Origin of the sequence: Paraburkholderia caledonica NBRC 102488 (assembly GCF_000685095.1) — a bacterium.
Lineage (GTDB): Bacteria > Pseudomonadota > Gammaproteobacteria > Burkholderiales > Burkholderiaceae > Paraburkholderia > Paraburkholderia caledonica.
This window is the reverse complement of the sequence record NZ_BAYE01000009.1, coordinates 205882-230908: the sequence shown is the minus strand read 5'-3', so window position 1 is coordinate 230908 and position 25027 is coordinate 205882. Positions and strand designations below refer to the sequence as shown.

The window sequence follows — 25027 nt, the reverse complement described above, 5'->3', positions numbered from 1 at the left end:
GGCAACGCCGGCGGCATCCCATGAAGATTCAACTGCGATATTTTGCGAGCGTGCGTGAAGCGCTCGATCTGGCTGACGAAACCGTTGACGTGCCCGAGGGCGTCGCAACCGTCGGCGACGTCCGCGCGTGGCTGCGTGTGCGTGGCGGCATCTGGGCCGACACGCTCGCGGAAGGCCGCGCGCTGCGCATGGCCTGCAATCACGTCATGACGAACGCCGGCACGCGAATCACCGAGGGTTGCGAGGTCGCGTTTTTCCCACCCGTCACCGGCGGTTGAACCGCGAGGAGCCCGCCATGCCCGTACGTGTCCAGACCGAAGATTTCGACCTCAGCGCCGAAGTTGCCGCGCTGCGCGCTCGCAATCCGAAGATAGGCGCCGTGGCATGCTTCGTCGGCACCGTGCGCGATCTGAACGAGGGCAGCACAGTCGAGGCAATGGAGCTCGAGCATTATCCGGGCATGACTGAGAAGTCGCTCGAAGCGATTGTGGAAAGCGCACGCCGGCGCTGGCCGGGCATCGAGGTGCTGATCGTGCATCGCGTGGGAAAACTTTATCCGCTCGACCAGATCGTGCTGGTGGCGACCACGGCCGCGCATCGTGGGGATGCGTTTGCGTCGTGTGAGTTCGTGATGGACTATCTGAAAACCCAGGCGCCGTTCTGGAAAAAGGAGAAAACCGAAGCGGGCGAGCGCTGGGTGGACGCCCGCGTGACCGACGATACTGCGCTCGCGCGATGGGGCATCGAATCCGGGAACGGATCTTCGGAGTAGGCGTTTGCCGCGCTCGTCGCATGAGCGTCGGGTTCTGAGGCAGCATGACGAGGCGTGCTGCTCGGGCCGTCACTCACCGTCGCTCGTCGTCACTCGTCGCGTGCCCGCCCGATAATGCGCGTCGGAAACGGCTCCCCCGTGGGCCGCGCGGGAAGCTGCGGCTCATCGCCGCGGGCAGAGCGCTTTGGCGCCACGCGTTCGAGCAACGCCTGTTGTTCTGCCGGAATCTTGTAGTCCCAACCAAAACGGCTCAATTGCAAACTCTGTGCGATGCGCAGCGCCGGTTCCATGAAGCGGACCGCGGCGGCCGGCTCATAACGGGACTCGACAGTGTCGAGGAACAGATACAGCCAGCGGCTGAAATGCTGCGGCTCGATCCCTTCGAGCGGCTGATGCGCCTGCTGCACATTGCCGCGGTACTGCTTTGCGCCCAGCACCAGACTCGCCCAGAACGTGCACATTTTCGGCAGATGATCGTCCCAGCGGCCAGCCAGCTTTGCATCGAAAACCGGCCCGAGCAGCGGATCTGCCCGTACGCGGTCGTAGAAACCGTACACAAGCTCGCGGATATTGGCTTCATCAGGCTCGGCGGCGCGCTCGACAACCGGCGCGGCGGGAAAAGAAGGCTTCATGCAAGTTCCGGAAGTGTGCGACGATTGGCTCGTCGCTTGCCACAGCGCGCCACGCACCGGCACGAATCGCCGGACATAGGGCGAGTTCCACCGAAATGGACTGAAAAAAGCGCGCTTTTCCTGCGACTGGGCGCGGCGGAAAACGCTACCATGGGCGCGAACGCCCAACTTTTACTCAAGCAGCATAATAAATATGCGCCATCTGCATCTTATGGCGAAGCTGCGGCCTCCGGCAACCCTTGCATCGACGCGGTTATCCCACGGATCGCGGCTTGCGCTCATTGCGATACTGCACCTATGAGACTGACCGACTACACCGACTACTCGCTGCGCGTCCTGTTATACCTCGCGGTTCGGGGCGAGGGCCTATCGACCATTCAGGACATATCGCAGGCGTACGGCATCTCCAAGAATCACCTGATGAAAGTGGTGCAGCAGCTGAGCGAACTCGGCTGGGTGGAAACCGTGCGCGGCCGCAACGGCGGCTTGCGGCTTGCCGGGCGAACCCGTTCGCTGACGGTCGGCGAGGTCGTGCGCGCAACGGAAAGCGACTTCGCGCTGGTGGCCTGCCTGCCAGATCAGAACGGCGAACGCCGACCGTGCGTCATTACGCCCCAGTGCCGGCTGCGCGGCGCGCTCGAGGCGGCGCGTCATGCTTTTCTCACAGAACTCGATCGCCATACGATCGACGAAGTGGCGGGTCCCCAAGGTCCGCTGGCGGCGCTGCTCGGCATTCGCACGGTCATTCCGGTCGTGCCGTTGGCGCCTGTCATGGCGGCGAGCGACAAGCCCGTACCGATTTCCTGAGCGCGGCTGTGATACACGGCCGCGCATTTTCTTCGCGGGAGATGTTAAAAACTCCGTCGTGACGTTAAAAAAGCGCTTGAAACCTGAATAAAACGCCTCATTTTAGTGGTAATCGAAATTGGAGGTCTCGCATGAGAATCGACAAACTCACCACTAAATTCCAGGAAGCGCTGGCGGACGCGCAGAGTCTCGCGGTCGGCCATGACAATCAATACATCGAACCCGTTCATGTCCTGGCGGCGTTGGTCGCGCAGCAGGACGGCTCCGCCCGCTCGCTGCTTTCGCGCGCAGGCGTGCATGTTCAGGCGCTGCAAACCGCGCTCGACGACGCCATCACGCGTTTGCCGCAAGTGCAAGGCACGGACGGCAACGTGCAGATCGGCCGCGAACTCACGGGACTGCTGAATCAGGCCGACAAGGAAGCGCAAAAGCTCAACGACACGTTCATCGCAAGCGAAATGTTCCTGCTCGCGATCGCGGACGACAAGGGCGAAGCCGGCCGCCTCGCGCGCCAGCATGGCTTGTCGCGCAAGTCGCTCGAAAGCGCGATTGCCGCTGTGCGTGGCGGCTCGCAAGTGCACAGCCAGGACGCCGAAAGCCAGCGCGAGGCGCTGAAGAAGTACACGGTCGACCTGACCGAGCGCGCGCGCGCCGGCAAGCTCGACCCGGTGATCGGCCGTGACGACGAAATCCGCCGGTCCATTCAGATTCTGCAACGTCGCACGAAGAACAATCCGGTGCTGATCGGCGAGCCGGGCGTGGGCAAGACGGCGATCGTCGAAGGGCTCGCGCAGCGGATCGTCAACGGCGAAGTGCCCGAAACGCTCAAGGGCAAGCGGGTGCTGTCGCTCGACATGGCTGCATTGCTGGCGGGCGCGAAATATCGCGGCGAATTCGAAGAGCGCCTGAAGGCTGTGCTGAACGACATCGCGAAAGACGAAGGGCAAACCATCGTATTTATCGACGAAATTCACACGATGGTCGGCGCGGGCAAGGCCGAAGGCGCGATGGACGCGGGCAACATGCTGAAGCCGGCGCTCTCGCGCGGCGAACTGCATTGCGTCGGCGCGACCACGCTCGACGAATATCGCAAGTACATCGAAAAGGATGCGGCGCTCGAACGCCGCTTCCAGAAGGTGCTCGTCGACGAGCCGACGGTCGAAGCCACGATCGCGATTCTGCGCGGCTTGCAGGAGAAGTACGAGCTGCACCATGGCGTGGACATCACCGACCCGGCCATTGTCGCGGCGGCGGAACTGTCGCATCGCTACATCACCGATCGTTTCCTGCCGGACAAGGCAATCGACCTGATCGACGAAGCGGCGTCGAAGATCAAGATGGAAATCGACTCGAAGCCCGAAGAGATGGACCGGCTCGACCGTCGCTTGATCCAGCTGAAGATCGAACGCGAAGCCGTCAAGAAGGAGAAGGACGAAGCGTCGCAAAAGCGTCTGCAACTGATCGAGGAAGAAATCGAGCGGCTCGATCGCGAATATTCGGACCTCGAAGAAATCTGGACTGCGGAAAAGGCAGCGGTGCAGGGCAGCGCGCAACTGAAGGAAGAGATCGACAAGACGCGCGCGGAAATCACGCGCTTGCAGCGTGAAGGCAAGCTGGAAAAGGTCGCGGAATTGCAATACGGCAAACTGCCGGGCCTCGAGGCGCAGTTGAAGGAAGTCACCCAGGCCGAAGCGAAGGAGCAGAACAATCCTACGCGTCCGCGTCTGTTGCGCACGCAGGTCGGCGCGGAGGAAATCGCGGAAGTCGTGTCGCGCTCTACCGGTATTCCGGTTTCGCGGATGATGCAGGGCGAGCGTGAGAAGCTGCTGCAGATCGAAGACAAGCTGCATGAGCGGGTAATCGGTCAGGACGAGGCGATCAGCGCGGTGGCCGATGCGATCCGCCGCTCGCGCGCGGGGCTGTCGGATCCTAACCGTCCGTACGGTTCGTTCCTGTTCCTCGGGCCGACCGGCGTAGGTAAGACCGAGTTGTGCAAGGCGCTGGCGGCGTTCCTGTTCGATTCGGAAGATCACTTGATCCGCATCGACATGAGTGAATTCATGGAGAAGCACAGCGTCGCGCGTTTAATCGGCGCGCCGCCCGGATATGTGGGCTACGAAGAGGGCGGTTATCTGACGGAGGCCGTGCGCCGCAAGCCGTATAGCGTGATTCTGCTCGACGAAATCGAGAAAGCGCATCCGGACGTGTTCAACGTGCTGCTGCAGGTGCTCGACGACGGCCGCATGACCGATGGCCAGGGCCGTACCGTGGACTTCAAGAACACGGTGATCGTGATGACGTCGAACCTCGGTTCGCAGGTCATTCAGGCGATGGTCGGCGAACCGCAGGAAGCGGTGAAAGACGCGGTGTGGGAAGAGGTGAAGCTGCACTTCCGCCCCGAGTTCCTGAACCGTATCGACGACGTCGTGGTGTTCCATGCGCTCGATCGTTCGAACGTGCAGTCCATCGCGCGAATCCAGCTGCAGCGTCTGCACGAGCGACTCGCCAAGCTCGACATGCAACTGGTGGTGTCGGACGAGGCGCTGGAGCACGTCGGCAAGGTCGGCTATGATCCGCTGTTCGGCGCGCGGCCGTTGAAGCGCGCAATCCAGCAGGAGATCGAGAACCCGGTCGCCAAGCTGATTCTGGCTGGCAAGTTCGGTCCGAAGGACGTCATTCCGGTCGAACTGGAAGATGGCAACCTGGTGTTCGAGCGAGTGGTGCACTAATCGATGTCGTGTGTTCGCGCGTCGTATTAATGCGGCGCGTTGGCCCACGCATTATGTGATTTGAAGCCCGCTACGCCGAGCGACGTGTCACGCTAGCTTCGCACATGAAAAAGCGGCAACGAAGTCACCTTCGTTGCCGCTTTTTTTTGCCTGCTCAATGGACAGGCAAGGTAGTGCTTGCGTCGATCAGCGCGCTTACGCAGTGCCTTTACGCAATGCCTTTACGCAGTGCCCTTGCCGAACAGCGCGGACAGGCCGCCGAGCGCGCCAAGCACGGTGGTCGCGTTCAGCTTGCCTTCGGCCGGCACTTCGCCGTCTGGCGTCGCGGCGTTGACCACGTGGGGCAGGATCTGCGAGAGCAGGCCGGTGACCTGATCCGGTTGCACGCCGGCTTTGGCGGCAAGTCCGGTGACGGCTTCGGATCCGAGCACGCTGTGCAAAGCATCGGCTGCAATCGGCTGGTTCTCGCCGTTGCTGACCCACGACGATACGACGTCGCCGAGGCCCTTCTCCTGGAAGCGCTGGATCAGGCCGTTCAGGCCGCCCGGCTGGCTATTGACGAATTCGAGTGCGGCGGCGATCAGCGCTTGCTGGCCGCCGCCTTCGGGCGATTTGCCAACCAGGGAACCGAGGGTGTCGAGTAGGCTCATGACGGTCTCTCTTGAATGCCGACACGTCGATGACGGGTCGGCGGGTGACGCGCCGCGCGGCTGCGCGGCGTCGGGGAAGGCAGGCGCATTGCCGGCAGGCGCGGCATGCTCGTCACACGCGGATCGCGCGGATTGCACCGAAACTTCGCTGCTGGCGCTCTACCTTGCTGGTTTAGTCAGTCTACGATCCGATTTCTGCGCGCAGGTTCTCTATGCGCCGCCCGAAGCCGCCGCTGCCGATGCGGCCTTGCTCTTCTTCGCTTCCTTCTTCGACGCCTTTGCGCCAGATGCGTCGGCAGGTGAACTGGCTGCCGCGGCGGGTGCTGCGGGTGCAGTGGCAGTGGCCGACGGCGCGGATGCCGCTGTCGCGTCAGAGGCTGCGGCCTTAGCCTTCTTCTTCGAAGACTTCGAAGCTTTTGCGCCTGAAGCGTCCGCTGGCGCGGCCGGAGTTGCGGTCGTCGTTGCCGTCGTTGCAGTAGTGGCCGCGGTTGCTGACGTGTTGGCCGCTGGCGCGGTCTTCGTCGCCGTGGACTTCGTCGCGGGTTTCGCGCCCGTTGGCGGCGTAGACGAGCCGTTGATCGTCAAGCCCGCCGCTTCGAGATTTACGATCGACTTGCTGCCAATGCCTTTGACGCGCGTGGCCAGATCGTCGGCGTCCTTGAACGGCCCGTTCTTCGTGCGTTCTTCGATGATCGCCTTTGCATGCACGGGCCCAATGCCCTTCACCGATTCGAGTGCGGCCTGATCGGCGGAATTCACTTCGACAGCGGACGCGTATCCCGCCGACAGCGACACCATCAGGGCAACGCACAGCATCACGAGCTTTTTCAGCATGGCAGGTACTCCATTGAGGGCAAAAGTTAGCCGGGAACGGACGACGCAATGTGTCAGCGGGCGCTGCGCTTAAGCATAGGACAAACGCGCGCGCTTATTGGCGACCGCCGACGATTTATACCGGCCGATCAACGGCAAGTAAATCGTCGTGAACAATCTTTAAACCTTTTGCCTGGCAAGAAGGCGGTTGTGAGCCGGATTGCTCGCATCGAATCGCGATCGAATCGCATTGCATCGCCGGCTGAGCTGCGAGGTCGCGTGAGAATGACAGCGCGACGCACTTGACTTAGAGTGCACTCGAAGTCCTAACCTGAGTCCTGTCATGTCGAACACGTCGAACGCACTCACCATCGGGCAGGTCGCTGACACCATCGGCGTCTCCACGCATACGCTGCGCTATTACGAGCAGGCCGGGCTGATTCGCGCGGTTGGCCGCACGCAGGCGGGGCATCGCCTGTATTCGCCGGCCGACCTCGACTGGCTGCGGTTTTTAATGCGCCTCAAAGCCACCGGCATGCCGATCGCCGGCATGCAGGCCTTCGCGGCGCTGCGTGCCGAGGGTCAGCAAACGTTCGGTGCGCGCCGCGATCTTTTGGTAGCGCATCGCGAGGCGGTTCTGGCGCGGATTACCGACTTGCAGGCCAACCTTGGCGCAATTGTCGACAAGATTGCGTATTACGAAGGCGAGGCAGCCGGCCAGACGTCGGCAGCGGATAGTCAGTCACGACGGATCGACGACACGTCATCGTTCTCACACTCGGAAAAGGACTCACCATGGACTACGCGCAAAACGAGCGCTACACGCAAGGCTGGAACAAACTGAGGGAAATCGACGGTTCTGCCGGCGAGCAGGTGATCGCCGCGCTTGCACCGATTGCGCCGGATTTCGCGCGACTGTTGATCGAATTCGGCTTCGGCGATATTTACAGCCGTCCGCAACTCGATCTGCGCGCGCGGGAGATTGCCACCATCGCGTCGCTCGCGACGCTCGGCTGTGCGCAACCGCAGCTGAAGGTGCATATCGAAGCGGCGTTGAACGTCGGCTGCACGCGCGAGGAAATCGTCGAGGTGTTCATGCAGATGGCCTTGTATGCTGGGTTCCCGGCGGCATTGAACGCGCTGTTCGCCGCGCGCGAGGTTTTCGAGCGCCAGGATCAGGGGTTGCCAGAGGTGCGGCCGGAGCGGGCAGAGAACCTGACGCAGGCAGGGTGAGCATGCGTAACGGGCAGAGGAGCGACGCGCACCGCTAAAGCTCGCGGTTTGCGCAGACAGGAATTGCGCGGGTTGGTTGCGGGTGACTGTCGGAGGCAAGTGGCGATGTCGCCAACGTCGCCCTCAATCAGCCGCTTCGTGTCGAAGCGTCGCGCCCGCGCGCACATGCCGTTTGCTGACCACGCGCCAGTAAAGCAGCAAGCCGATGCCCGCGATCGCAAGACTCGCCGTATTCGCGACCCAGAAGCCGCGCGCCCCCGTCAGCCAGGGCGGGATCGCGCCGGTCACATTGAAGCCGAGCAGATAACCGCCGCCGAGACCCACGCCCCACAGCGCGACAGCGTAGATTGCGGTCGGCACGACGGCAACCTTGTACGCGCGCAACACGAACGCGGTGGTGATCTGCAGCGCGTCGAACAGGTGATAGCAGACGACGATCAGCACGAGCGGCAGCGCCGCTGCCACGACTTGTGCGTTCGGCGTATAGCCTTTGATCACGTAGGGTCGCAGCACGAGCAGCACTGCGCCGTAACAGCAGGCGAGGGCGACCGCCATCATGATTCCGTGGCGCGACAACGTGCGCGCGGCCTCCGGGCGGTGCGCGCCGAGCGCCTGAGCCACCAAGGTCGACGAAGCAATGCCGATCGACAGCGGCGTCATGTACAACACCGCGCCGATGTTGCCGGCGATCTGGTGCCCGGCGAGCGTCGTCGTGCCGAAACGCGCTATGAAGAGCGCCATGAAGGTGTACGACGTGACTTCGATCAGATACGACAGTCCCATCGGAATGCCCAGCCGCAGCTGCGCGGCCTGGCGCCGCCAGACGGGCCAGCAGAAGCGCTCGAAGATCGCGAACGGCGTGAAGACGTCGACACGGGTGAGCAGCAACATGCCGACGAGCGCGAGCCCCCAGTTGATCAAGGTGCTGGCAAGCGCGCAACCGGGGCCGCCGAGCGCCGGCACGCCGAGGCCGCCGAAAATGAACCACGTATTGAGCGGCACCTTTAGCAACAGCGCGCCGATCTGGAGGATCATCACGAGTCGCGGCTTGCCCACTGCATTGCTGATCGAACCGTAGACGCGAAACACGAGGCCGGCAGGCAGGCCAAATGCGAGTATTCGCAGATACGACACCGTGCGCTCGTGCAGCGCATCGGGCACGCGCGCGAGATGCAGCAGATGGCCGGGAAAGAACAAAATCAGGAAGCCGATGACCGTGAGCGCCAGTGCGAGCCACAGCGATTGCCGGACTTCCTCGCCGATCTCCTGGTAGCGGCGTGCGCCGAATAGTTGCGCGGTGATCGGTTGCAGCGCGGTGAGAATACCGGTCAAGCCGATGTAGACGGAGATGTAAATCGACGAGCCGAGGCCTAGCGCCGCGAGATCGACAGCCGAGTAACGGCCGACCATGGCCGTGTCGATCACGCCGAAGGCGATGATAGCCAGTTGACCGATCAGCACCGGCCACGCGAGCCCGGCGATTTTCCGTACGTCGGCGAGCATGGTCAGCCAGGCTTCTTGTGCCAGCTGCGCCGTTTCACGACCGGCGGCTTCGGACGGTCGATGCGCACATACAAGCGGAAGCGTTCGTCGCGGTCGGCCACGCGGCGGCCTTCCCAGACCAGCTTCCACACGAAGTCGGACATCGCGCTAGGCTCGCCGAAGTCTTGCGTGTCCTGGCGCAGAATGACGTCGCAGTCCTGATTGAACGAGAAGTGCATGTCGCCGAAATACGCGAAGGTCGCAATTTGCGCATTGCCGAGGCGCACCGGCGATATGCAGGTGTAGTCCTCAGGCAAGTGACTCGCGATCTGTTCGGCGACGTCCTTGTAAGTCCGGCTGTAGTTGACGACCGGCAGCCACAAGGTCATCAGCAGCACCCACATGAGCGTCGTGCCGGCGCTCGAGAGCACGACGCTGCGCCATAGCACCTTCGGATGGCGCGCGAGACGCCATTGCACGAGCACGAACCAGCAAACCGTCACCGCGACCGCGCAGACAAACGAAAGTATTTTGAACTGCGGCGCGAAGCCCGGCGCGAGACGCGCGAGGTTGCGCGCGAGCGGATGCGGGAAGCCGGTCAGCCCGGCCACATACACGAGCCAGACGAAGCTGCCGAGGATCGTGAAACTGAGCAATGCGAACCAGTCGATGGCGTTGATGGCGCCGCGTTTGAGCGTGGGCAGCGCGAAGGTGGCCAGCACTGCGAGCGCGGGCAGCAGCAACATATAAAGCCGGTTCGACTGATGGCTCTGCAACACGACGAGCACGAGCAGCGGCCCGATCACCGAAAGCGGAATCGCGACGTGCGGCGCGCGGCGCAGACCCGACCAGCTGAACCATGCCCATAGCGCGAGAGGCCATGCGGGCCACGTGAAGAGCGGCAGGTTTTTCAGCGCGTATGCCGCGACCGAGCCGGGCGGGCCGGCGAACGAACTCAGGCTGACGTGCACCCACTGGTTCAGATACCAGACGGCGTCGACGGGAAAAGCCCAGAGCGCGGCGATCGGCCACGCGACCGAGAGCGCCAGGGCGATCGGCAGACCCGCCAGCAGCAGCCAGCGCGAGCGCGTCTCGCGGACGATCAACGTCATGGCGAGCGTGCCCAGCAAAAGCGCGCCGACCAGCACGGGGCTGCTCGCGAGGGTGACGAAGCCGATCGCCAGGCCCCAGATCGCGGCGCCCTGAATCGGTTTGTCGATCATTCGCACGAGCCCGTAGACGAGCATCGCGATACACACGAACTGCACCAGCTGCGGCGTGGTTTCGTGGCCGCGCTCGGCGAGGCCGAAACAGGCGAGCAGGATCAGCAGAGCGCCGTCGGCGAGCGTGCGACCGTAGTCGCGAGGTTCCGGCTCGCCGCCAAACGCGTACTTGAACGGCTGGACTTCGGCGCGCCGGCCGAGCAGGTAGGCGGCATACCAGACAAAAGCGCAGCCCGCGCAAAACAGCAAGCCGGTAACCACACGGGACGCATTGCTCGCGTCGACCCACGGCGCGAACACGCGGATGGCACTGGCGCCGAGCCAGTAGCCAAGCGGGCCGTCTTCAGTCAGGTACTTGCCGACCAGATTCGGCAGGAGCCAGTCATGCGCGCTGCCGTTCGCCATGGTCCACATCACGCCGAAGCCAGCTGCGTCCTCGTTCTTCCACGGATCGCGGCCGAACAGGCCGAACGACGCGTAGACGATACAGATGGTCAACAGCAGCCAGCGCGGGAGCGCACTGGTCGCGGAAGCAGTGAGGCGAACGACAGGTCTCATGCGGTTTGGGATATTTAATAAGCGAAAGCCGCCACTGGACGGCCGGTCCGGCTGGCATGGCCTTATTGGAGCATCCGGCATTGTAGTCGGGAGCCACAGTGCGCGTCACGGCCGGTAATGGCCGGCAACGGCTTCGAGCGTGCCGTTACACCGGGCTGGCTGGCCAGCTTGTACGGCGGCTCGAACGTTCGCCACGTTGGCACCGGCTTTCCAGTTGCGCGCAGGCGACAAAAAAGGGCAGCTCGCGCTGCCCTTCTCTTTGCTGCTTCGCTGTCCGACAAAAATAAGCCGAATCGGCCTGATTCTGCCCAGCCAGCCAAAGCGGCAGGTATTACTTCGCTGCTGCCTTGCCGGTAGCGCGCGAACCGAACTTCTTGTTGAACTTCTCGACGCGGCCTGCCGTGTCCATGATCTTTTGCTGACCGGTGTAGAACGGATGCGATTCCGACGACACTTCGATCTTGGCGAGCGGGTAGGTCTGGCCGTTGAATTCGGCGGTTTCGCGCGTCTGGATGGTCGAGCGCGTCACAAACTTGAAGTCGTTCGACATGTCGATGAACAGGACTTCGCGGTAATTCGGGTGAATGCCTTCTTTCATGATCTTTCCTTTAATCTGGCGGTAGCCAACCCGCGTGCGGCCGCTCACGGCGGACTGCATCTAGGCGCGAGCCACTTGCCTGTGGTCGAAAAACGGCGATTATGCCAGAAAATCAGTCGCTTGACGAATTCCGTCAGGTGTTCTCCGGCGTTTTGCCTGTAAGTCGACTATTGCGCCGGCGCGAACGTCAGGCCGACTCGCGCCGGGTCCTGACGATAATATCGGGCGAGAAGCCGATATAGCTCCGGATGCTCCGCTTCGAAAGCTTGTGGCTTGACGAACAGCGCCTCGCTGCACACCGCGAAAAATTCGGACGGGTGATCGGCGGCGTAGGGATCGATCAGCGATTCCCGCTCGAAGCGAGTCCAGCGGCGCTGCGGCACGGCGTCGACGCGGGCGCAGAACTGATCGTAGGCGGCGTCGAACACGTCTGCCCAGGCTTGTGAGTCGAGTGGCGCGTGCCAACGGCGCACGAGCGGCGGATGGCCGTCCGCTTCGCCGTTGAGCATGTCGATCTTGTGCGCGAACTCGTGAATCACCACGTTATATGCATCCGCGCCGTCCGTCATCTGCGCGTCTTCCCACGACAGGACGACGGGGCCGCCTTCCCACGCTTCGCCGCTCGCGTCGTGCTCGACCTCGTGAACGACGCCGTCTTCGTCCTCAACGGTCTTGCGGATCACGAATTCGCCCGGATACACGATCACGCCGACCCATCCGCGATAAAGATCGAGGCTCAGATTCAGCACAGGCAGGCACGCCTGGGCCGCAATGGCGACGGTCATTGCGTCGGTCAACTCGAGCTCATGCGCGGTCGAAAACTCCTTTTGTGCGATGAAAAGGCTGCTCATCTCGCGCAGGCGCGCGAGATCCGGGGCATCCAGATGCGCGAGGAACGGCAAGCTGTCGAGCGTGGCCTGCCACAGGGCATCGCCGATTGCGTATTCGCGCAGCGCGCGCTCGCGTCGGCGGGCGCCGAGCCATTGGGTGAGTTTCGAAAGCATGGGCCGATGAAACCGTTAGTCGATCTGTTTTTGCCACGCGGCAAAAATCCCGCCGCAAATCGCGATGCCGATCAGGAAGTAAAAGCCGTCGAGCGCGGTCAGAAAACTGGCCTGCCGCGCCACTGTCCGGCTGATCTCCACGAGCGCAAGCGAATGTGCGTCCGACGGCGAACGTCCGGCAGCGGACAACGTGCGCGTGAGCGCAGCAAGCGAGTCCTGGAACAATGGATTGTACGGATTCACGAACTCCACGAGTCGCGCCTGATGCATCGCCTGCCGATGCTGCTCGACGATGATCACCGACGCGGTGGCGAAGGAGATCGTCAGTTGCCGCACGATGTTCTTCAACCGGTAACCGTGCGTGAATTCCTCTATCGCGAAGATCCTGAAGGTCAGATTCGCGACCGGCAGCACGATGAACAGCAACAGCAGGCCGCGCAACAGAAGCGGCCCCACCAGCGCCGCTTCGCCGACGGACGGCGACATGTCGGTCATCCACGCGGCCGTGAGTGCCGCGATGCCGAAGCCGGGCACGATGATCCACTTCTTGCGCGTCAGAAGTTTTGCGAAACGTAGATAGATGAAGAGCGCACTCGCGGAAATCAGCGACGTGACGCCGACGAGTTGCCCGGCGTTCTCGATCGGGTAGCCGAGACCGCTCTCGAGCAAACGCGAAATCAGATAGCTAAACGCGGTCGACAGATAGTAATAGAACATGTACAGCACGAGACCGACCTGGAACACCTTCTCGCGCAATGCGTGCAGGCGCATGAGCGGCGCGGGGTGATGCCATTGGTGATACGCGAACCAGCCGAGCGCGACGATGCCGGCGAGTGTGAGCAGGATCAGACCGTGCGACGCGCTGAACAACTGGAAGCGCACCTGCTGCATGACGATTTGCAGTGCGCCTTGCGCAAAGGCAAACACGATGTACGGCCAGAAGTGTGCTGAACCGCGCTCCTCGGGCAGACGGTTGCCCGCGTCGGGCAGTGCTAGCACGGCGAGAACCATGAACAGCATGCCGACGGGCGCGGTGCAGGCGAAGAGTGCACGCCAGCCGAAGTACGAAACCAGCTGGGCGCCGATTAACGACGCGAGCGCGCTGCTCAGCACGATCAGGATCAGGAACGCCCGGGTTGCAGCGGGGCGTTGTTTGGGCGTGAAACTCATCTGGATCAGAATGCGGCACGTGCCCATCATCGGGCCGATAAAGTAGCCCTGAAAGCCGCGCGCGAACGCCAGTTCAACCGACGATTCGCACAGCGCGGCCGCTACGGCGCCCACCGCGTACAAGAGCATGCTACCGGCGACATAGCGCCGGTAGCCGAAGCGCTCGACCCACCATTCCTGCTGCAGGATGCCCAGCACCGCCGCGACCGCGTAGGCGCTCGAAGCCCACACGAGTTCGTCCGGCGACGCGTTCACGCCGCCGGCGATATAACTCGCGAAAAACGAAAAAATCGAATTGTCGAAATAGTCGAGACCCGTGACGACCGCCAGCACCCAAGGGAATACATCGCCACGCAGTTTGTCCACGCCGGGCCACCGGGTGCGAGGCCATGCTGTGCTCATGAACGCTCGCGCGCAGTCGAGGCGCGCGTTTTGCTCCCGCGCTTCGCAGCGGGTCTTGTGCTGGCTTCCTTGCGTTTGACGGTCTTAAGCGCTTGAGGGTCCTCACGGCCTTTGGCGGTCTTCGAAGCTTTTGCGCCTTTCGCCAGCGCGTTGCGGCGCTGTTCGAGCAGGGCGTCCGCGTTCTCGCCCGCTAGACGACGCTTCAGATAATCGAGGTCCGGACTCAATTCGTCGCGCAGCTTCTGCGCTTCCTTGAGCTCCCGGCGCATAGCTTGAATGCGTGCGTCGAGTGCGTTCACCTGTCCAGCGATCGCGTCGTGAATCTGTTGCAGCGATTCGGTTGAAAAACGGTGTCCGCCCGCGACCGGTTCGAGCGGCCGTTTGAGCATCTCAGTAATGCCGTGCAGCGAGAAACCCAACGAACGCAAACGCAGGATGCGCCCGAACCGCTGTAAGTCGTTGTCGTCGTAAAGACGGTAGCGGCCTTCGCTGCGAGCGGGCGATACAAGCCCGCGCTCTTCGTAGTATTTCAACGTGCGAGGCGTGACGCCGAGGCGCTCGGCCGCGTCACGGACAGTAAGCAGGGTGGGTGAGTCATTCGACATGAGCATGGCCTGACAGAAACGTCGTCAGATTTTACTCCAACGTGTACGTTCACGTATAGGTTGGAGCGTGGGACTCAATTGCTGGAGTAGAAGCCGCACTATTGCAGATCTGCCAGGCGAAAAAAAACCGCTCGTCGGCGACGAGCGGTTTTCTCATGCGGTGTGCAGGCGCAGCTTTTAGCTGCCGCCGCCACGGCGCATCATGTCGAAGAACTCGGAGTTGCTCTTCGTCTGGCGAATTTTGTCGAGCAGGAATTCCATGGACTCGACTTCGTCCATGTCGTGAATGAACTTGCGCAACACCCAGATTTTTTGCAGCACTTCGGGCTTGATCAGCAATTCTTCGCGACGCGTGCCGGACTTGTTCAAATTGATCGACGGGTACACGCGCTTTTCTGCGAGACGGCGCTCAAGGTGCACTTCCATATTGCCGGTGCCCTTGAATTCTTCGTAAATCACATCGTCCATGCGGCTGCCAGTTTCGATCAGCGCCGTGCCGATGATGGTGAGCGAGCCGCCTTCTTCGATATTGCGCGCCGCGCCGAAGAAGCGCTTCGGGCGTTGCAATGCATTGGCATCCACACCGCCCGTCAGCACCTTGCCCGAAGCCGGCACGACCGTGTTGTACGCGCGCGCAAGACGCGTGATCGAGTCGAGCAGAATAACCACGTCGTTCTTCATTTCGACGAGGCGCTTGGCTTTTTCGATCACCATTTCGGCGACCTGCACGTGACGCGCGGCGGGTTCGTCGAACGTGGAGGCGATCACCTCGCCGGCCACCGAACGCTGCATTTCCGTCACTTCTTCCGGACGCTCGTCGATCAGCAGCACGAACAGTACGACGTCGGGATGGTTCTGCTTGATGGCGTGCGCGATGTGCTGAAGCATCACGGTCTTGCCGGACTTGGGCGACGCAACCAGTAAGCCGCGCTGGCCTTTGCCGATCGGCGCGATCATGTCGATGATGCGGCCGGTGACGTTCTCTTCACCGCGCATTTCACGTTCGAGCAGTAGCACCTTGTTCGGGTGCAGCGGCGTCAGGTTCTCGAACATGATCTTGTGCTTCGAGGCCTCCGGCGGCTGGCCGTTGACCTTGTCGACCTTCACCAGCGCGAAATAGCGCTCGCCGTCTTTCGGCGTACGCACTTCACCTTCGATCGTGTCGCCCGTATGCAGGTTGAAGCGGCGGATTTGCGACGGGCTGATGTAAATGTCATCCGTGCTGGCGAGATAGGAAGTTTCCGGCGACCGAAGGAAGCCGAAGCCGTCCGGCAGCACTTCAAGCGTGCCGTCGCCGAAGATCGTGTCGCCCGTTTTGGCTCGTTTTTTTAGAATGGCGAACATCAATTCCTGCTTGCGCAGGCGGTTCGCACTTTCGATCTCGAGGCCATTGGCCATCTCGATCAATTCGGACACGTGCAGAGTCTTAAGCTCGGATAAATGCATACGGAGAACCCGCAGGAGAAGGTGCGACGAAATGGAATCTGGGAGGAGAAGTGAGCGGAACCGCTCAAGGACTTACACGTCTTTTCGACGTTTTGCGGATTCTAGCATAGCACACGCCAGTTTCCGCCAGTGAGGCGCTACGGCATCTTTCTTGTAGGGAACGTTGCCGCCCCACAACAGGGCAGACGAGGCGCGCGCGGGTCCGGTAGACCTCGCGGCGCGCCCGCGCGACTGTTTTACAGGTTGCCGTCGAGGAACGCGGTGAGTTGCGACTTCGACAATGCGCCGACCTTCTGTGCGGCGACAGCGCCGTTCTTGAACAGGATCAGCGTGGGGATGCCGCGCACGCCGAACTTGACCGGCGTCGACTGATGTTCGTCGACGTTGATCTTCGCGATTTGCAGACGATCGGCGTAATCCTTGGCGACTTCGTCGAGGATCGGCGCGATCATCTTGCACGGACCGCACCATTCAGCCCAGAAGTCGAGCAGCACGGGTTTATCGGATTTCACGACGTCCTGTTCGAACGATGCGTCGCTAATATGCTTGATTTGTTCGCTCATTGTATGAATACCTCTATCGGTTCGAGGCCCGCCTGAATTGCTCGCCACGATACGTCAAAACCTAGGGAAACTTCCGTTCGCTTAGCCGCACTCCGAACCTCACCACCTGCGCGCGAAAAGTCGGGGACCAGTCGGCGTGGGCGGAAGGCTCGCGCTTGCGGGTCATCCGTACCGCAGTTTAGCTTAATTCGCTATGCGTTGCCGGGGGCGATAGTACCCATCAGGGGCAGTGGGGCCGACGGCTGCCGATGACGTGCCACCGTGTTTCATCATCCACGACGTAGCCTATGTGGAGGTCCGGCGATGAAACTCAAGTACGCGGCGCAAGCCGTGTGGCGAGACGGGAACGACGGTGATTCCGTGCGCGCTTTGCGCTTTGCTCGTATTAACAGTCGCGCGAAGAGCCAGGCGGTGATAGAATGTTTCGTGACGGGCCTCCTCGCATGGAGGGATGGTCAACCTGGTCAGGTCGGGAACGAAGCAGCCACAGCCGTTTTCCACCAGTGCCGAGGGTCAGGCTCGTCACCTTCCTCTTTCTGTTCGTTCTGTTTTCTTCCCCTTGCGCTCGCTGTCATCGCGTCTGTTCCAGATGCCGGTTGCCTATGTGCTGTTGTTCGCACTGCACGGCTGCCCATTTGCTGCGCGCCTGCAGCCATACGGCTGTGCATGTCGCGCGGACGATGCACAACGACGCTCCGCGCTGCCGCCAATATATTTTTCTATCGCTCCATTAGCCGCTTTCAATCGCGCAGTTTAATCTGGCGGCCACGCGCGTTGGCGCCGGGTCGCGAATCGGTTTTGCAAGGCATTGTTACTGATACAATTTCCCGATGACCTATCAAGTTCTCGCACGCAAATGGCGGCCGAAAGATTTCGCGTCGCTCGTCGGACAGGAGCACGTCGTGCGCGCGCTCACGCACGCGCTCGACGGCGGCCGTCTGCATCACGCGTATCTTTTTACCGGCACGCGTGGCGTCGGCAAGACGACGCTTTCGCGCATCTTCGCCAAAGCGCTCAACTGCGAAACGGGCGTGACTTCCACGCCGTGCGGAGTCTGCCGGGCCTGCCGTGAAATCGACGAAGGGCGCTTTGTCGATTACGTCGAGATGGACGCGGCAAGTAATCGCGGCGTCGACGAAATGGCGGCGTTGCTGGAGCGCGCGGTGTACGCGCCGGTCGATGCACGCTTCAAGGTCTACATGATCGACGAAGTGCACATGCTCACGAACCATGCCTTCAACGCAATGTTGAAGACGCTGGAAGAGCCGCCGCCGCACGTCAAGTTCATTCTCGCCACCACCGATCCGCAGAAAATTCCGGTCACGGTGCTGTCTCGCTGTCTGCAATTCAATCTGAAGCAGATGCCGGCCGGCCACATCGTCTCGCACCTCGAACACATTCTGGGCGAAGAAAATGTGCCGTACGAGGCCCAGGCGTTGCGCCTGCTCGCGCGCGCTGCCGACGGTTCGATGCGCGACGCGCTCTCGCTGACCGACCAGGCTATCGCGTATTCGGCTAATCAGGTGAATGAAGAGGCTGTGCGAGGCATGCTCGGCGCGCTCGATCAAAGCTACCTGATCCGGCTGCTCGATGCGCTCGCCGAAGGTGACGGCGCGGCTGTGCTGTCGGTTGCCGACGAAATGGCGCTGCGCAGTCTGTCGTTCTCGACCGCGTTGCAGGATCTCGCGAGCCTGTTGCATCGCATCGCGTGGGCGCAGTTCGCGCCGTCGTCGGTACTGGACGAGTGGCCGGAGGCGGGCGACCTGCGCCGCTTTGCCGAGACGCTCAGCGCCGAACAGGTGCAGTTGTTCTATCAGATTGCGACGATCGGCCGAAGCGAGCTCGGTCTCGCGCCCGACGAATACGCCGGTTTCACGATGACTCTGCTGCGCATGCTTGCGTTCGAGCCTGCTCCAACGGGCGGCGGCGGAGCAGCTGGATCTGGCCGGCAGGCTGGCCAGGCTGGCCAGGCTGGCGCGAGCGGAGGGAAGCGGGCGGGAACGCCCGCGGTGGCGGCGGGTTTGTCGGCGGCAGATACAGCGTCGCCCGTACGGTTGGCGGCGGGCCCGCGCGGCGCGGTTTCTTCGGCTGAGCCGGCTCGCGAGCCGGGACGCGTTTCCCGGGCTGCCGGAGGTGCGCCAGCAAGCGTCGGTCAGAAGCAGGACATTGCGGGAAGCACACAAGCTGTGTCAGCCTCCGGCGACGTCGCTCAGCACAGCGCTCAAGAGTCGGCGCCGATCCCGAACGAAGCGAACACTCCCCAGACACCTGCGCGCTTCGATGTGCCCGCGCCGGCCTCGGGAACGTCCGCCGCTTCGGAAAGTACGACAGCGCTTGCGTTGGCTCCGTGGGACGATGAGCCCGCTGCGTCTGCCGCGAGCCAGGCGACGGACCCGAGTGCTGTCGACGCAGCGTCCGCGTCCGCTTCAATGTCCGCCGAACCCGCACCGACGCCCGCAGCAGCGGATACGCCTGCTGCGCTTGCATCGGAATCCACGTCGGCGGAAACAGCGTCTTTGGAAAGCACGCCGCCCGCCACGCTCAGCGCACCGGCTGCCGCCGCCTTCGCGCGCGCGAGCGAAGCCGCGTCCGCGGCGGATTCGAATGAGACGGCCCGACTCGCGCCCGCGACGTTGCCCGACGCACCGCCGCGCCGTGCGGGCGGCGCGAGCGCCGCACTCGACGTTCTGCGCAGCGCTGGCCTGAAGGTGTCGTCCGACCGTGGTCGCGCGAACGCCGCGTCGACCCCGAAGCCTGCGGCGTCCGCCAACACGAGTCCGGCCCCGCCGAAACCGGCCGCGCCGCGCGTGGTGGTTCCGGTGCCAACGCCCGGCGCGCCGCGTGGCGCGGCACAGCCGGAGTCCGCATCGGGCGCCCGCTCGTCAGCATCAGCAACGGCACTGGCACAATCGGCGGCGCGCAAGGAGTCGCAGCTGAACGGCTCGGCGGTTCCTCCATGGGACTACATGCCGCCCGACGACTATGTGCCGTTGTCCGCATCGGACGACGGCTACTACGGGCCGCCCGACGACAACTACACGCCCGTGTTCGACACCGGCCCTGACGACGTCCGCGTGAGCGCGCCAGCATCCGCGCCGACGCCGGTCGTCGATAAGCGTCCGCTGCCTCCCGCCGTGCCGCTCGATCCGCTCGGGTTCAAAGGCGACTGGCCTGCGCTCGCCGTCGACCTGCCGCTCAAGGGCATCTCGTATCAGCTCGCGTTCAACAGCGAACTGATGGCGCTCGAAGGCAATACCCTGAAACTGAACGTGCCCGTGCCGCAGTACGCGGAGGCTTCGCAGGTTGCGAAACTGAAAAGCGCGCTCGCCGAAAAACTGGGCCAGCATGTTGATGTGCAGGTCGAAGTCGGCCCGGCGCGTCGCACGGCAGCCGCGCACGACGCCGCCATGCGGGCACAACGCCAGCAGGAAGCGGAGCGCGAAATCGGCGCCGATCCCTTCGTGCAGTCGCTGATCCGGGAGTTCGGCGCGAGCATCGTGCCGGGCTCCATCCGCCCGATTAGTTCGATTAGCTCGATTACTTCGATTAATCCGGACGCCGGCCCGAACGGCGCGTCCTCGGTTCACTGATTCGCTGCGCGATCACGCCGGAAACACACTGGGGCGCGCGCGATTTTCGAATTTCACGCTATCAAGAAGGAGCATTTCCATGATGAAAGGTCAACTCGCAGGGCTGATGAAACAAGCCCAGCAGATGCAGGAAAACATGAAGAAGATGCAGGAGCAGCTCGCTCAGATCGAAGTCGAGGGGCAGTCGGGCGCCGGTCTCGTGAAGATCACGATGACCTGCAAGAACGACGTGCGCCGCGTGTCGATCGACCCGAGCCTGCTCGCCGACGACAAGGACATGCTGGAAGACCTCGTCGCCGCTGCGTTCAACGACGCCGTGCGCAAGGCCGAAGCCACCGCTCAGGAAAAAATGGGTGGCATGACCTCGGGCCTGCCGCTGCCGCCGGGCTTCAAGCTGCCGTTCTAAAAGCGACGCTGCAAGACGGAGCGGGCAAGAACGGTGAGCTAACGCAGCGTGTGAGCGTCGGGCGTCACATTTGACGGCTGCGCGTCGCAATCACCGGCGTCGCATCCGATCGAGCCGGCCTTACCGCGCCGCGCAGGCGCAGCGCGGTACGCACTGTGCAGGCCGCCTGGACCAGCGCGGGCTATGAGACTCAGCCCCGCTTGCGCGATCGATCCACAGGCGGGCGCAAAGCTCGACAGCATCTGAAGAACCGCTACACGCCGAACCGCATTACAAACCCATCTGCCCTGGCAAACCCACTTCGACGCCGATTCGCATGAAACAACCTTCCGCCTTGTCGGCGCTCGTCGAAGCGCTGCGCGCGCTGCCCGGAGTCGGGCCAAAGTCCGCGCAACGCATGGCGTACCACCTGATGCAGCACGACCGCGACGGCGCGGAAAAGCTGGGCCGCGCGTTGCTGTTCGCGACCGAGCATCTGCAGCACTGTGAGAAGTGCAACACCTTCACCGAAGCGCAAATCTGCGAAGTGTGCCTGGACCCGGAGCGCGATCCGACGCTGCTGTGCGTCGTCGAAACACCTGCCGACCAGATCATGCTCGAACAGACCATGACGTACCGCGGTCTGTACTTCGTGCTGATGGGCCGTCTGAGTCCGCTCGACGGTATTGGCCCGAAGGAGATACATTTCGACCGACTGGTCAGGCGAGCGTCGGACGGCGTTGTGAAAGAAGTCGTGCTGGCAACCAATTTCACTAACGAAGGCGAGGCGACCGCGCATTACCTCGGGCAGACGCTCAAGGCGCGCGGCCTGTCCGTCACGCGCCTCGCGCGCGGCGTGCCGGTAGGCGGCGAACTCGAATACGTCGACGCCGGCACGATTGCCCGCGCGATGCTCGATCGCCGCTCGATGTAGCGACACCGCGCCGCTATCGCTCGCGAGCGGCGCCGCCGCCACAAATACAGAACAGAACGAAGGAGACTATGAGCGCAACTCCCGAATCAGGCGCCAACGAGGCGAAAGAGGCGCCCCCAAGCCAACGCGGCCCACTTGCGGGCGTCAAGGTGCTGGAACTCGGCACGCTGATCGCGGGGCCGTTTGCCGCCCGCTTTCTCGGCGAGTTCGGCGCGGACGTGATCAAGATCGAAGACCCCAAGGGCGGCGATCCGCTGCGCAAATGGCGCAAGCTGTATCCGGAAGTCGGCGGCACGTCGTTGTGGTGGGCCGTGCAGGCGCGCAACAAGAAATCCGTCACGATCAATCTGAAGGCCGAGGAGGGCAAGGAGATCGTGCGACGTCTCGCGCGCGAAGCGGATATCGTCGTCGAAAATTTCCGGCCTGGCCTGCTGGAGAAACTTGGGCTCGGTTATGACGTGCTGTCGGCGGAAAACCCCGGGCTCGTGATGGTGCGCTTGTCCGGCTACGGCCAGAGCGGACCGTATCGCGACCGGCCTGGCTTCGGCGCGATCGCGGAGTCGATGGGCGGCTTGCGGCACATCACCGGCTACCCCGATTTGCCGCCGCCGCGCATCGGCATATCGATCGGCGATTCGATCGCGGCGCTGCACGGTGTGATCGGCGCGCTGATGGCGCTGCATCACAAGCAGGTGAACGGCGGCAAGGGGCAGGTCGTCGACGTCGCGCTGTACGAGGCTGTCTTCAACATGATGGAAAGCGTCGTGCCCGAATACGGCGTCTACGGCATGGTGCGCGAGCGCACCGGCGCGTCGCTGCCGGGCATTGTGCCGTCCAATACTTATCCTTGCCGCGACGGCAGCATCGTGATCGGCGGCAATAGCGATCCAATCTTCAGGCGCCTGATGATCGCGATCGAACGCGAAGATCTCGCGAACGATCCAGCTCTCGCGCATAACGACGGCCGCGTGCCGCGCACGCAGGAAATCGACGCTGCAATTGCCGCGTGGCTCGCCACACGCACGATCGACGAAGCGCTCGCCGTGCTCAACGCAGCAGACGTGCCGGTGGGCCGCATCTATAGCGTGGCCGACATGTTCACCGATCCGCAGTACATGGCGCGCCAGATGATCCAGCGCTTCAAGTGGCAGGACGGCCGCGAGATCACGCTGCCGGCAGTCACGCCGAAGCTCTCGAAGACGCCCGGCGAGACGCGCTGGCTCGGCCCCGAACTGGGTGAACATACCGATGAAGTCCTGCAATCGCTAGGTTATGATGCAGACCACATCGCAAGGTTGCACGCGCAACGAATCGTGTGAGCAGCCTGCGAGCCGCGCATACGGGCTAGTAGACGGGCCAGGCACGGGAGCAACGCATCTAAGCAACCCCGTGTGAGCCACGCCCGCTGCGGCCGAACAATTAAAATCGCAAGACCAGATTTTGCAAGAGCCTTGGAGACAACGAACATGCATCGCAGAAGCTTCCTCGCCGGTACCGCCGCGCTTGCTGGCGCCACGCTGACGGCCACGCCGCTCGCTTTCGCACAGAGCAAACTGGAAACCACGAAAGTGGCCATTGCTGTCGGCGGAAAAAACCTCTTCTACTATTTGCCGCTCACGATCGCCGAGCGCCGCAATTACTTCAAGGACGAAGGACTCGACGTCGAGATTTCCGATTTCGCCGGCGGCTCGCAAGCGTTGAAGGCGGCGGTGGGCGGCAGCGCGGATGTCGTCTCCGGCGCGTTCGAACACACGTTGCTGCTGCAGGCGCAGAAGCAGTCGTTTCGCGAGTTCGTATTGCAGGGACGCGCGCCGCAGATCGTGCTCGCGGTATCGAAGAAGACCATGCCGAACTACAAGTCGATCGCCGATCTGAAGGGCAAGAAAATCGGCGTGACGGCGCCGGGATCGTCGACTTCGATCATGGCGAGCTTCGTGCTGGCCAAGGGCGGGCTGACCGCGAAAGACGTTGCGTTCATCGGCGTCGGCGCGGGCGCCGGCGCAATCGCGGCGCTGCAGTCCGGGCAGATCGACGCGCTCGCCAATCTCGACCCCGTCATGACCAAACTCGAACGTACCGGCGAAATTCGCATCGTTTCGGATACGCGCACGCTTGCCGACACGCGCAGCGTGTTCGGTGGCGACATGCCGGCAGGGTGCCTGTACGCATCGCAAAGTTTCATCACGAAGAATCCGAACACTACGCAGGCGCTGACCAACGCGATGGTGCGCGCGCTCAAGTGGCTGCAGACCGCGACCGGAACCGAACTCATCAATACGGTGCCCGAAGGATATCTGCTCGGAGATCGCGCGGTCTATCTGGACGCATGGCAGCACGTGAAGGAAGCGATGTCGCCCGATGGCCTGATGCCCGCCGATGGCCCGGCGACGTCGCTCAAGACCTTGCAGGCGTTCGATCCGGCGGTGCAGGGCAAGCCGATCGACGTATCGAAGACGTGGACGAACGACTTCGTCAAGAAAGCGCTGACCACGGTGAAGGCCTAACGTCGTCCTCCTGGCACTACGTCACGTCACGCCACGCTCGGCGCGTGGCGTCCCATTCCGAACCGATCCACGAACAGAGTCGAACGATGACCGTTGCAGCCCTGGCGCTCGAAAACATCACTTGCACGTTCGCTGCGCGCGACAACCGCGCGCAGCGCTACACGGCGGTCAAGGACACCACGTTGAGAATCGCGCCGGGCGAGTTCGTCTCGGTGGTGGGCCCGACCGGCTGCGGTAAATCCACGTTGCTCAACGTCGGCGCCGGTTTGCTTGGGCCGTCGTCGGGCACGGTCAGCGTATTCGGCGAGCCGTTGAAGGGCATCAACCGGCGCGCGGGTTACATGTTCCAGGCCGATGCATTGATGCCGTGGCGCTCGGCTATCGACAACGTGCTCGCGGGCCTCGCATTTCACGGTGTTCCGCAAGCCGAGGCGCGCAACAAGGCGGACGAATGGCTCAAGCGCGTGGGCCTCGGCGGCTTTGGCGACCGTTATCCGCACCAGTTGTCGGGCGGCATGCGCAAGCGCGTGGCGATGGCTCAGACGCTGATTCTCGATCCGGACATCATCCTGATGGACGAACCGTTTTCGGCGCTCGATATCCAGACGCGTCAGCTCATGGAAAACGAGTTGCTCGAGCTGTGGGCGGCCAAACGCAAGGCAGTGCTCTTCATCACGCACGATCTCGACGAGGCGATCGCGATGTCCGACCGCGTGGTCGTTCTGTCGGCGGGGCCGGGCACGCATCCCATCGGCGAATTCACGATCGACTTGCCGCGTCCGCGCGACGTCGCGGAAATCCGCTCGCATCCGCGCTTCGTCGAATTGCACGCGCAAATCTGGAGCGTGCTGCGCGACGAGGTGCTCAAGGGCTATCAGCAGCAACTGAGCGCCGTCTAATGACTGTTGGCGCGCGTCACGTTTTACG

General features: G+C 62.8%; 23 protein-coding genes and 1 other RNA gene. 13 read left to right on the top strand and 11 right to left on the bottom strand.

All coding sequences use genetic code 11. The features are described from left to right. Nucleotides 1-20 precede the first annotated feature (20 nt). Together moaD and moaE are read left to right on the top strand one after the other, a co-directional pair. Nucleotides 21-278, top strand: a complete 258-nt coding sequence (moaD, locus tag BCA01S_RS20050; protein WP_027778435.1) for a molybdopterin converting factor subunit 1 — start codon at nt 21-23, stop codon at nt 276-278. 17 nt (nt 279-295) lie between these two features. After that, on the top strand, nt 296-772 hold the full coding sequence (gene moaE, locus BCA01S_RS20045) for a molybdopterin synthase catalytic subunit MoaE (RefSeq protein WP_027778434.1): 477 nt from the start codon (nt 296-298) through the stop codon (nt 770-772). Nucleotides 773-861: 89 nt separating this feature from the next. Here moaE and BCA01S_RS20040 read toward each other — a convergent pair whose 3' ends face one another. Beyond that, nucleotides 862-1404, bottom strand: coding sequence for a group III truncated hemoglobin (locus BCA01S_RS20040; RefSeq protein ID WP_027778433.1), 543 nt, complete (start codon nt 1402-1404; stop codon nt 862-864). Nucleotides 1405-1701: 297 nt separating this feature from the next. Between BCA01S_RS20040 and BCA01S_RS20035 the strand changes: the two genes are divergently transcribed. Both BCA01S_RS20035 and clpB read left to right on the top strand, forming a co-directional pair. Then, nucleotides 1702-2211 (top strand): Rrf2 family transcriptional regulator, encoded by a 510-nt coding sequence (locus BCA01S_RS20035; RefSeq protein ID WP_027778432.1) that lies wholly within the window; start codon nt 1702-1704, stop codon nt 2209-2211. A gap of 131 nt (nt 2212-2342) precedes the next feature. Continuing rightward, entirely contained in the window at nt 2343-4940 is a 2598-nt protein-coding gene (gene clpB / locus BCA01S_RS20030; protein ID WP_020065836.1) for an ATP-dependent chaperone ClpB, read from the top strand. A gap of 221 nt (nt 4941-5161) precedes the next feature. On the opposite strand, the gene BCA01S_RS20025 is transcribed toward clpB, so the two are convergent. Both BCA01S_RS20025 and BCA01S_RS20020 read right to left on the bottom strand, forming a co-directional pair. Then, the gene (locus BCA01S_RS20025; protein WP_425176770.1) at nt 5162-5728 is read right to left on the bottom strand and encodes a YidB family protein; all 567 of its coding nucleotides are present in this window, start codon (nt 5726-5728) and stop codon (nt 5162-5164) included. 72 nt (nt 5729-5800) lie between these two features. Then, complete coding sequence (locus BCA01S_RS20020) at nt 5801-6424, bottom strand: helix-hairpin-helix domain-containing protein (RefSeq protein WP_027778430.1); 624 nt, start codon at nt 6422-6424, stop codon at nt 5801-5803. Between the two features lie 322 nt (nt 6425-6746). Between BCA01S_RS20020 and BCA01S_RS20015 the strand changes: the two genes are divergently transcribed. Next, the gene (locus BCA01S_RS20015) at nt 6747-7247 is read left to right on the top strand and encodes a MerR family transcriptional regulator (RefSeq protein ID WP_027778429.1); all 501 of its coding nucleotides are present in this window, start codon (nt 6747-6749) and stop codon (nt 7245-7247) included. Continuing rightward, nucleotides 7199-7636: a carboxymuconolactone decarboxylase family protein gene (locus BCA01S_RS20010; RefSeq protein WP_027778428.1), complete on the top strand. Its 438-nt coding sequence runs from the start codon at nt 7199-7201 to the stop codon at nt 7634-7636. Before BCA01S_RS20015 ends, BCA01S_RS20010 begins: the two co-directional genes overlap by 49 nt. Before the next feature lie 123 nt (nt 7637-7759). Here the strand turns inward: BCA01S_RS20010 and BCA01S_RS20005 are convergent, their stop codons facing one another. The 8 genes from BCA01S_RS20005 to trxA all read right to left on the bottom strand — a co-directional run bounded on the left by BCA01S_RS20005 (nt 7760) and on the right by trxA (nt 16687). After that, nucleotides 7760-9139 carry an MATE family efflux transporter gene (locus BCA01S_RS20005; RefSeq protein ID WP_027778427.1) on the bottom strand — a complete coding sequence of 460 codons (1380 nt, stop codon included), beginning with the start codon at nt 9137-9139 and terminating at the stop codon, nt 7760-7762. Between the two features lie 2 nt (nt 9140-9141). Continuing rightward, nucleotides 9142-10899: an ArnT family glycosyltransferase gene (locus BCA01S_RS20000; protein WP_027778426.1), complete on the bottom strand. Its 1758-nt coding sequence runs from the start codon at nt 10897-10899 to the stop codon at nt 9142-9144. A gap of 331 nt (nt 10900-11230) precedes the next feature. Then, nucleotides 11231-11497, bottom strand: a complete 267-nt coding sequence (locus BCA01S_RS19995) for a type B 50S ribosomal protein L31 (protein WP_020065843.1) — start codon at nt 11495-11497, stop codon at nt 11231-11233. A gap of 167 nt (nt 11498-11664) precedes the next feature. Further along, the gene (locus BCA01S_RS19990; RefSeq protein ID WP_027778425.1) at nt 11665-12501 is read right to left on the bottom strand and encodes a M90 family metallopeptidase; all 837 of its coding nucleotides are present in this window, start codon (nt 12499-12501) and stop codon (nt 11665-11667) included. A gap of 15 nt (nt 12502-12516) precedes the next feature. Next, nucleotides 12517-14073 (bottom strand): MFS transporter, encoded by a 1557-nt coding sequence (locus BCA01S_RS19985; protein ID WP_027778424.1) that lies wholly within the window; start codon nt 14071-14073, stop codon nt 12517-12519. After that, nucleotides 14070-14678 carry a MerR family transcriptional regulator gene (locus tag BCA01S_RS35035; protein WP_042318990.1) on the bottom strand — a complete coding sequence of 203 codons (609 nt, stop codon included), beginning with the start codon at nt 14676-14678 and terminating at the stop codon, nt 14070-14072. The genes BCA01S_RS19985 and BCA01S_RS35035 overlap by 4 nt, the downstream gene beginning before the upstream one ends. Before the next feature lie 177 nt (nt 14679-14855). Beyond that, nucleotides 14856-16124, bottom strand: a complete 1269-nt coding sequence (rho, locus tag BCA01S_RS19975; RefSeq protein WP_006048863.1) for a transcription termination factor Rho — start codon at nt 16122-16124, stop codon at nt 14856-14858. Nucleotides 16125-16360: 236 nt separating this feature from the next. Beyond that, nucleotides 16361-16687 (bottom strand): thioredoxin TrxA, encoded by a 327-nt coding sequence (gene trxA, locus BCA01S_RS19970; RefSeq protein ID WP_006048864.1) that lies wholly within the window; start codon nt 16685-16687, stop codon nt 16361-16363. A gap of 428 nt (nt 16688-17115) precedes the next feature. Here trxA and ffs point away from each other — a divergent pair. From ffs to BCA01S_RS19935, 7 genes are all read left to right on the top strand, one after another. Next, an RNA gene (ffs, locus tag BCA01S_RS36710) (signal recognition particle sRNA small type) lies at nt 17116-17214 on the top strand. Nucleotides 17215-17517: 303 nt separating this feature from the next. Then, complete coding sequence (dnaX, locus tag BCA01S_RS19965; protein WP_027778423.1) at nt 17518-20277, top strand: DNA polymerase III subunit gamma/tau; 2760 nt, start codon at nt 17518-17520, stop codon at nt 20275-20277. 79 nt (nt 20278-20356) lie between these two features. Further along, nucleotides 20357-20683 carry a YbaB/EbfC family nucleoid-associated protein gene (locus BCA01S_RS19960; RefSeq protein WP_013588467.1) on the top strand — a complete coding sequence of 109 codons (327 nt, stop codon included), beginning with the start codon at nt 20357-20359 and terminating at the stop codon, nt 20681-20683. A gap of 316 nt (nt 20684-20999) precedes the next feature. After that, nucleotides 21000-21596 carry a recombination mediator RecR gene (recR, locus tag BCA01S_RS19950; RefSeq protein ID WP_020065848.1) on the top strand — a complete coding sequence of 199 codons (597 nt, stop codon included), beginning with the start codon at nt 21000-21002 and terminating at the stop codon, nt 21594-21596. Nucleotides 21597-21664: 68 nt separating this feature from the next. Further along, entirely contained in the window at nt 21665-22915 is a 1251-nt protein-coding gene (locus BCA01S_RS19945; RefSeq protein ID WP_027778421.1) for a CaiB/BaiF CoA transferase family protein, read from the top strand. A gap of 147 nt (nt 22916-23062) precedes the next feature. Beyond that, a complete protein-coding gene (locus tag BCA01S_RS19940; RefSeq protein WP_027778420.1) occupies nt 23063-24100 on the top strand; it encodes an ABC transporter substrate-binding protein in 1038 nt (345 codons plus the stop codon). A gap of 86 nt (nt 24101-24186) precedes the next feature. Further along, nucleotides 24187-24999, top strand: a complete 813-nt coding sequence (locus BCA01S_RS19935) for an ABC transporter ATP-binding protein (RefSeq protein ID WP_027778419.1) — start codon at nt 24187-24189, stop codon at nt 24997-24999. Nucleotides 25000-25027 lie beyond the last annotated feature (28 nt).

What these genes read in the sequence shown, in the direction of transcription:
- moaD (WP_027778435.1), top strand. Translation starts at nt 21, where the DNA reads ATGAAGATTCAACTGCGATATTTTGCGAGCGTGCGTGAAGCGCTCGAT.
- moaE (WP_027778434.1), top strand. Translation starts at nt 296, where the DNA reads ATGCCCGTACGTGTCCAGACCGAAGATTTCGACCTCAGCGCCGAAGTT.
- BCA01S_RS20040 (WP_027778433.1), bottom strand. Translation starts at nt 1,404, where the DNA reads ATGAAGCCTTCTTTTCCCGCCGCGCCGGTTGTCGAGCGCGCCGCCGAG.
- BCA01S_RS20035 (WP_027778432.1), top strand. Translation starts at nt 1,702, where the DNA reads ATGAGACTGACCGACTACACCGACTACTCGCTGCGCGTCCTGTTATAC.
- clpB (WP_020065836.1), top strand. Translation starts at nt 2,343, where the DNA reads ATGAGAATCGACAAACTCACCACTAAATTCCAGGAAGCGCTGGCGGAC.
- BCA01S_RS20020 (WP_027778430.1), bottom strand. Translation starts at nt 6,424, where the DNA reads ATGCTGAAAAAGCTCGTGATGCTGTGCGTTGCCCTGATGGTGTCGCTG.
- BCA01S_RS20015 (WP_027778429.1), top strand. Translation starts at nt 6,747, where the DNA reads ATGTCGAACACGTCGAACGCACTCACCATCGGGCAGGTCGCTGACACC.
- BCA01S_RS20010 (WP_027778428.1), top strand. Translation starts at nt 7,199, where the DNA reads ATGGACTACGCGCAAAACGAGCGCTACACGCAAGGCTGGAACAAACTG.
- BCA01S_RS20005 (WP_027778427.1), bottom strand. Translation starts at nt 9,139, where the DNA reads ATGCTCGCCGACGTACGGAAAATCGCCGGGCTCGCGTGGCCGGTGCTG.
- BCA01S_RS20000 (WP_027778426.1), bottom strand. Translation starts at nt 10,899, where the DNA reads ATGAGACCTGTCGTTCGCCTCACTGCTTCCGCGACCAGTGCGCTCCCG.
- BCA01S_RS19995 (WP_020065843.1), bottom strand. Translation starts at nt 11,497, where the DNA reads ATGAAAGAAGGCATTCACCCGAATTACCGCGAAGTCCTGTTCATCGAC.
- BCA01S_RS19990 (WP_027778425.1), bottom strand. Translation starts at nt 12,501, where the DNA reads ATGCTTTCGAAACTCACCCAATGGCTCGGCGCCCGCCGACGCGAGCGC.
- BCA01S_RS19985 (WP_027778424.1), bottom strand. Translation starts at nt 14,073, where the DNA reads ATGAGCACAGCATGGCCTCGCACCCGGTGGCCCGGCGTGGACAAACTG.
- BCA01S_RS35035 (WP_042318990.1), bottom strand. Translation starts at nt 14,678, where the DNA reads ATGTCGAATGACTCACCCACCCTGCTTACTGTCCGTGACGCGGCCGAG.
- rho (WP_006048863.1), bottom strand. Translation starts at nt 16,124, where the DNA reads ATGCATTTATCCGAGCTTAAGACTCTGCACGTGTCCGAATTGATCGAG.
- trxA (WP_006048864.1), bottom strand. Translation starts at nt 16,687, where the DNA reads ATGAGCGAACAAATCAAGCATATTAGCGACGCATCGTTCGAACAGGAC.
- dnaX (WP_027778423.1), top strand. Translation starts at nt 17,518, where the DNA reads ATGACCTATCAAGTTCTCGCACGCAAATGGCGGCCGAAAGATTTCGCG.
- BCA01S_RS19960 (WP_013588467.1), top strand. Translation starts at nt 20,357, where the DNA reads ATGATGAAAGGTCAACTCGCAGGGCTGATGAAACAAGCCCAGCAGATG.
- recR (WP_020065848.1), top strand. Translation starts at nt 21,000, where the DNA reads ATGAAACAACCTTCCGCCTTGTCGGCGCTCGTCGAAGCGCTGCGCGCG.
- BCA01S_RS19945 (WP_027778421.1), top strand. Translation starts at nt 21,665, where the DNA reads ATGAGCGCAACTCCCGAATCAGGCGCCAACGAGGCGAAAGAGGCGCCC.
- BCA01S_RS19940 (WP_027778420.1), top strand. Translation starts at nt 23,063, where the DNA reads ATGCATCGCAGAAGCTTCCTCGCCGGTACCGCCGCGCTTGCTGGCGCC.
- BCA01S_RS19935 (WP_027778419.1), top strand. Translation starts at nt 24,187, where the DNA reads ATGACCGTTGCAGCCCTGGCGCTCGAAAACATCACTTGCACGTTCGCT.